The sequence below is a fragment of the Tahibacter sp. genome (assembly GCF_035481375.1).
Lineage (GTDB): Bacteria > Pseudomonadota > Gammaproteobacteria > Xanthomonadales > Rhodanobacteraceae > Tahibacter.
Genome location: NZ_DATIGT010000289.1, coordinates 1 through 4779, shown reverse-complemented (window position 1 = coordinate 4779; position 4779 = coordinate 1). Strand labels below are relative to the sequence as shown.

General features: G+C 70.4%; 7 protein-coding genes. 2 read left to right on the top strand and 5 right to left on the bottom strand.

The genetic code is table 11. The annotated features are described in order from the left end of the window. The 5 genes from VLF18_RS18980 to VLF18_RS18960 form a co-directional block, all read right to left on the bottom strand. Positions 1-379 (bottom strand): multidrug resistance efflux transporter family protein (locus VLF18_RS18980; RefSeq protein ID WP_325281197.1); only part of this gene is annotated, 379 nt, incomplete at its 3' end. A 13-nt stretch (positions 380-392) separates the two neighbouring features. Next, positions 393-1316 (bottom strand): GGDEF domain-containing protein, encoded by a 924-nt coding sequence (locus tag VLF18_RS18975; RefSeq protein ID WP_325281196.1) that lies wholly within the window; start codon positions 1314-1316, stop codon positions 393-395. Positions 1317-1402: 86 nt separating this feature from the next. Next, a complete protein-coding gene (locus VLF18_RS18970) occupies positions 1403-2398 on the bottom strand; it encodes a COX15/CtaA family protein (protein ID WP_325281195.1) in 996 nt (331 codons plus the stop codon). Between the two features lie 4 nt (positions 2399-2402). After that, positions 2403-2951: a hypothetical protein gene (locus VLF18_RS18965; protein WP_325281194.1), complete on the bottom strand. Its 549-nt coding sequence runs from the start codon at positions 2949-2951 to the stop codon at positions 2403-2405. An 11-nt stretch (positions 2952-2962) separates the two neighbouring features. Then, a complete protein-coding gene (locus tag VLF18_RS18960; protein ID WP_325281193.1) occupies positions 2963-3682 on the bottom strand; it encodes an SURF1 family protein in 720 nt (239 codons plus the stop codon). A 57-nt stretch (positions 3683-3739) separates the two neighbouring features. On the opposite strand from VLF18_RS18960, the gene VLF18_RS18955 reads away from it, so the two are divergent. Further along, complete coding sequence (locus tag VLF18_RS18955) at positions 3740-3949, top strand: twin transmembrane helix small protein (RefSeq protein ID WP_325281192.1); 210 nt, start codon at positions 3740-3742, stop codon at positions 3947-3949. A gap of 121 nt (positions 3950-4070) precedes the next feature. Next, the coding region (locus VLF18_RS18950; protein WP_325281191.1) for a transcriptional regulator at positions 4071-4779 on the top strand (709 nt) is incomplete at its 3' end.

Sequence of the window (4779 nt, the reverse complement as noted above, 5' to 3'; positions counted from 1 at the left end):
CGCGCGCATCGCGATAGATCAGCGGCGCGAGCAGCATGCCGGCGACGACGGTCAGCTGGAAGCTGCCGGCGACCAGCCACGCGGGACCGCTGGCCGCGGCCCAGGTCAGGCAGACGCAGAACAGCGTGAAGCCGATGCCGCTCCAGCACAGCCACGGCAGCGGGTGCGCGCGCAGCGCACGCAGGACCGGCGCGAAGCCGCCGTTGAACGGCACCACACAGGCGAGCAGCGGCAGGGTCAGGACGTAGCGCAGCGACGCGGTCCAGGCCCAGTGCCCGCCGTCGAGCGCCATCGCGCGGTTCAGTACATAGACGACGGTGAAGAACAGCGCCGACAGCAGGCCGATGCCGACGGCATAGAGGGCGGAGGAACGCCGCATCGGCGCGTGGCGATCAGTCGGTTTCGGCGCGGCAGACGCGGTTGCGGCCGCTCTGCTTCGCGCGATAGAGCTGTTCGTCGGCGGCGCGCATGAGGTCCGACAGCGCGCTCATGCCGCGACGCCACTGCGCGATGCCGATGCTGACCGTGACCGTCGCCGGGGCGCCGCCGAGTTCGAACGGACTCGCCTCGATCGCGCGGCGCAGACGCTCGGTCGATTCGATCGCTTCCGGCAGGCTCTGCTCGGCGTAGACCAGCGCGAACTCTTCGCCGCCGATGCGCGCGATGAGCTGGTCGGCGCGCGCGTTGCGGCGCAGCAGCTGCGCGATGCCGCGGATCACGCCGTCGCCGGCCGGATGGCCGTAGCGGTCGTTGATCGGCTTGAAATGATCGATGTCGACGAGCGCGAGACAGAGCGTGCGCAGATGCCGCGTCGCGCGCAAAATCTCTTTTTCCATCAATTCCTGGAACTGCCGGCGGTTGTACAGGCCGGTCAGCGGATCGGACGTCGCGAGCTGGTACAGCTCTTCGTGATAGCGCGCCTCGACCGAGCCCTGCTCCATGAATTTCAGGATGCTGTCGCCGACGCCGATATGGTCGCCGTCGCGCAGTTCCGCTTCGAGGATCGGCTGCTCGTTGAGGAAGGTCTTGTTGGTGGAGTCGAGATCGCGGATGCGGAAGCCCGAGGCTTCGCGCCAGATGCGGCAGTGCTCGCGCGAGATGCTGCGGTGATTGATCTGCAGCTCGACGTCGGGCGAGCGGCCGATGACGACGACCTGCTCGCCCAGTTCGATGCGGCGGCCGAGATTCTCGCCGTGGATGACGACGAGGCAGGCCGAGCCGGTACGCCCCGAGCGACCGGCCGGCGGCCGTATCGTGCGACGCTGCGTGGTATTGCCGTTGCGCGAAGACATGCGCGCGAGTGTAGCGCGCGGCACCGGCGTTTCCGGCGGCAGGACGCCCCCGGCTTTGGTCGGATCGTGCCGCCGGCGGTCACGCACGGCTGGCCGGCGCGGAACCCCGGCTAGGCCACGTCGCGCCGCAGCCGGACGAGCAGCGCGAACAGCACCAGCAGCAGCACCGCGGCGCCGGCGTTGTGCGCCGTGGCCACCGGCAGCGGCAGGCCGAGCATCACGTTGCTGATGCCGAGCGCGATCTGCGCGGCGAGCACGATGCCGACGGCCAGCGCGTCGCGACGAAAGCCGCGGCGCCAGGCGGCGAGGATCACGCCGAGGAGATGGCCGAGCACGACGAGCGCGCCGATGCGGTGGGTCAGCTGGATCGCCGTGCGCGCGTCGGCGTCGAGCACGCCGCCTTCGTAGTTGACGCCGATGCCGCGCCACAGCACGAAGGCTTCGCGGAAATCGGTCGCGGGCCACCAGCGGCCGGCGCAGGTCGGAAAATCCATGCCGCAGGACAGCGCGGCGTAGTTCGCGCTGGTCCAGCCGCCGAGTGCGATCTGCAGCGCGACCAGCGCGATGCCGGCGATCGCCATGCGGCGCAGCGCGCCGGTATCGGCGCGCCCCTGCGCCGGCAGGGTCAGGCGCAACGCGACATAAGCCAGAAGGCTAAACGTGGACAACCCGCCGACGAGATGCGCCATGACCACGATGGGCTTGAGCTTCCAGGTCACGGTCCACATGCCGAGCAGCGCCTGGAACACGATCAGCACCGACGCGGCGACGAGCACCGGCACGATGGCCGGCAGGTCGCGGCGCCGGCGCCAGGCGAGGAAGGTCATGCCGAATGTGGTCAGGATCAGTCCGCCCGCGAGGAAGCGGTGCACCTGCTCGCGCCAGGCCTTGTGCGACTCGACCGCGCGCTCGGGAAACGCGGCGTTCGCGGCTTCGATCTCGTGATCGTGCTTGGGCCAGGTCAGCTTGCCGTAGCAGGTCGGCCAGTCCGGGCACGAAAGACCGGCATTGGACAGGCGCACGAAGGCGCCGAACACGATGACGAGCAGCGCGAAGGCGACGGCGAACCAGGCGAGGTTGCGCAGGGTGCGGGAATTCGGATTCATGGTTTCAGCGGATCAGGCGGGAGAGATCCTGGCGCACGCCCGCAGGGTCGTAGCCGGGTTCGAAACGCAGCATCAGCAGGCCGGCCGGATCGACGACGGCGGCGGCGACCGTGTCGGCTGCCGCGGGTTTCAGCGCCTGCAGCGGTGCCGCCGACGAGGCGACGAATTCGATGCGCGGGTATTTTTCGAGCCGCACCGGCGTCGCCTCGACGCCGACCGCGGCGAGCCGCAGGCGCGTGGCCTTCTGCGTCATCAGCGACCAGATCTTCTCGGCGTCGGCGAGGCGCTGCTCGCAGGCCGCGGCGCAGTCGGGACCGGCGATCAGGACCAGCGTCCAGCGGTATTGCGCGTCCTTCCAGCCGAACGCGGCGTCGCGCGTCGCGCGCGGCGTATCGGCGGCCAGTTCCTGCGGCGGCTTCACGAGGATGCCGTTGTTGCGCAGCCGGTTCGGCTGCCAGTCGCCCAGGCGCAGCGCGAACGCGACGATCATCGGCGCGAGAAACACGAACATGATCGCGATGAGCTGCAGGCGCTTCTTGGTCTGAACGTCCATCCACTGATTCCTTATTTGCTTTTTCGCCAATGCAGCACGACGAAGATGACGACTGCGGCGATCGCGAAGGTGAACCACTGCAGCGCATAGCCGCGGTGCTTCTCCGGCGACATCACGGCCGGCGTCCAGCGGCGCACGAAGCCCGACGCCGGATCGGCGTCGAGCAGCAGCAGCCGCGGCGCGACCTCGGCGCCGAGATCCCGGCCGACCGCCGCCAGGTCGACGAACAGCGTGAGCTTGGGCCAGGCGTTCTGCCGCGGCAGCGCGTCGCCGCCGACGCGCAGGCCGCCGCCCGGCGCGGGCGCGTAGATACCGTGGAGTTCGACCTCGGTCAACGGCAGATCGGGCCAGGCCGGCGCCGGCCGACCCGGCGGCGCAGCGACCCAGCCGAGATCGACGAGCAGCCGGCGCGGCGAGCCCTGCGGCTCGAACACGGCCAGCGCGCGGCGTCCCACCTTGCTCTCGTGGATCTGCTGGTCGAGCCAGTAGCCGCGGCCGGCGACGTAATGTCCGCGCACCGCGACACGCGGATAGTCCTCGGCCGGCAACGTTTCGGGCAGCGTGGCAAATTGCCGCAGCCCGGCGTTTTCGGCGGCGGCGTAGGACGCGAGCAGGACTTCCTTCTCGTGCGCGCGGCCCCACTGCCAGCGCGACAGGCCGAGGAATACGGCGAGTCCGACCAGCAGCAGCAGCCACGCGAACGCGGACGGGCGTCGCCAGTGCCGGCTCATCGCGCCGGACGCCTATACTCGCGCGTTGCGCAGCGCGTCCCCGCGGGTACTTCGTTCATGGCCGGCAAACTCATCATCGTCGCATTCCTGGTCGTCATCCTCTACAACCTCGGCGCGGGGCTGTATTACATGATGGTCGACAAGGGTACGACCAATCGCACGGTAAAGGCGCTCACGCGGCGCATCGCGCTGTCGGTGGGCCTGATCCTGCTCGTGATGTTCTCGATCTGGATGGGCTGGATCACGCCGCACGACCTGGGCCGCTGACTGCAGCGAGCGCGCAGTCGCCCGATCGGGGTTCCCCTGATCCAGCCGTCGCGGGCGCGGCGCAGTGTCGTATCGTTGCAGGCCCAGCGAATGCGGAGGCCGGCCGCCGCGCGATCAGCCGATGAATCATTCGACGTATCGCTTCGCCGCATTCCTGCTCGATCCCGCGGCGCGCGAACTGCGCCGCGGCGACGAACGCGTCGCGCTGCCGCCGAAATCGCTCGAGTGCCTGACCTATCTCGTCGGACACCGCGACCGCGCGGTCGGCCGCGACGAACTCATTTCCGCGGTCTGGGGCCGCGTCGACGTCAGCGACGCGCTGCTCGCGCAGACGCTGCTGCGTGCGCGCCGCGCGGTAGGCGACAGCGGCAACGACCAGATCAGCATCCGCACCGTGCCGCGCTTCGGCTACCAGTGGGTCGCGACGACCGAGGTGATCGATCCGGGTGCGCTGCCGACGCATTCGACGGCAACGACTGCCGCTGCCGGCGACACGGCGACGCGCGCCGATGCTCCGCCGCCATCGCGCCGCACGCGCGGCCGGGCCGTCGCACTCGCGGTGCTCGCCGCCGCCGCGTTCGTGTTCATCGGATTTGCGTGGCGCAGCGAGCCGGCAACGCCGCCGGCCGCGCGCAACCTGCTCGTCGTCGCGCCGGTGAGTCTGCCGGGCGGCGGCGGCGACGCGGCCTGGGTGCGGCTCGGCGTCATGGACGACATCGCCGCGCGATTGCGCGACGCCGGCCTGACCGTGCTGCCGAGCGAGCGCGTCGCGGGCCTCGTGGCCGAGCGCGGCGACGAACCGCCGGACGCGCTGCACGCGCATCTGCGCC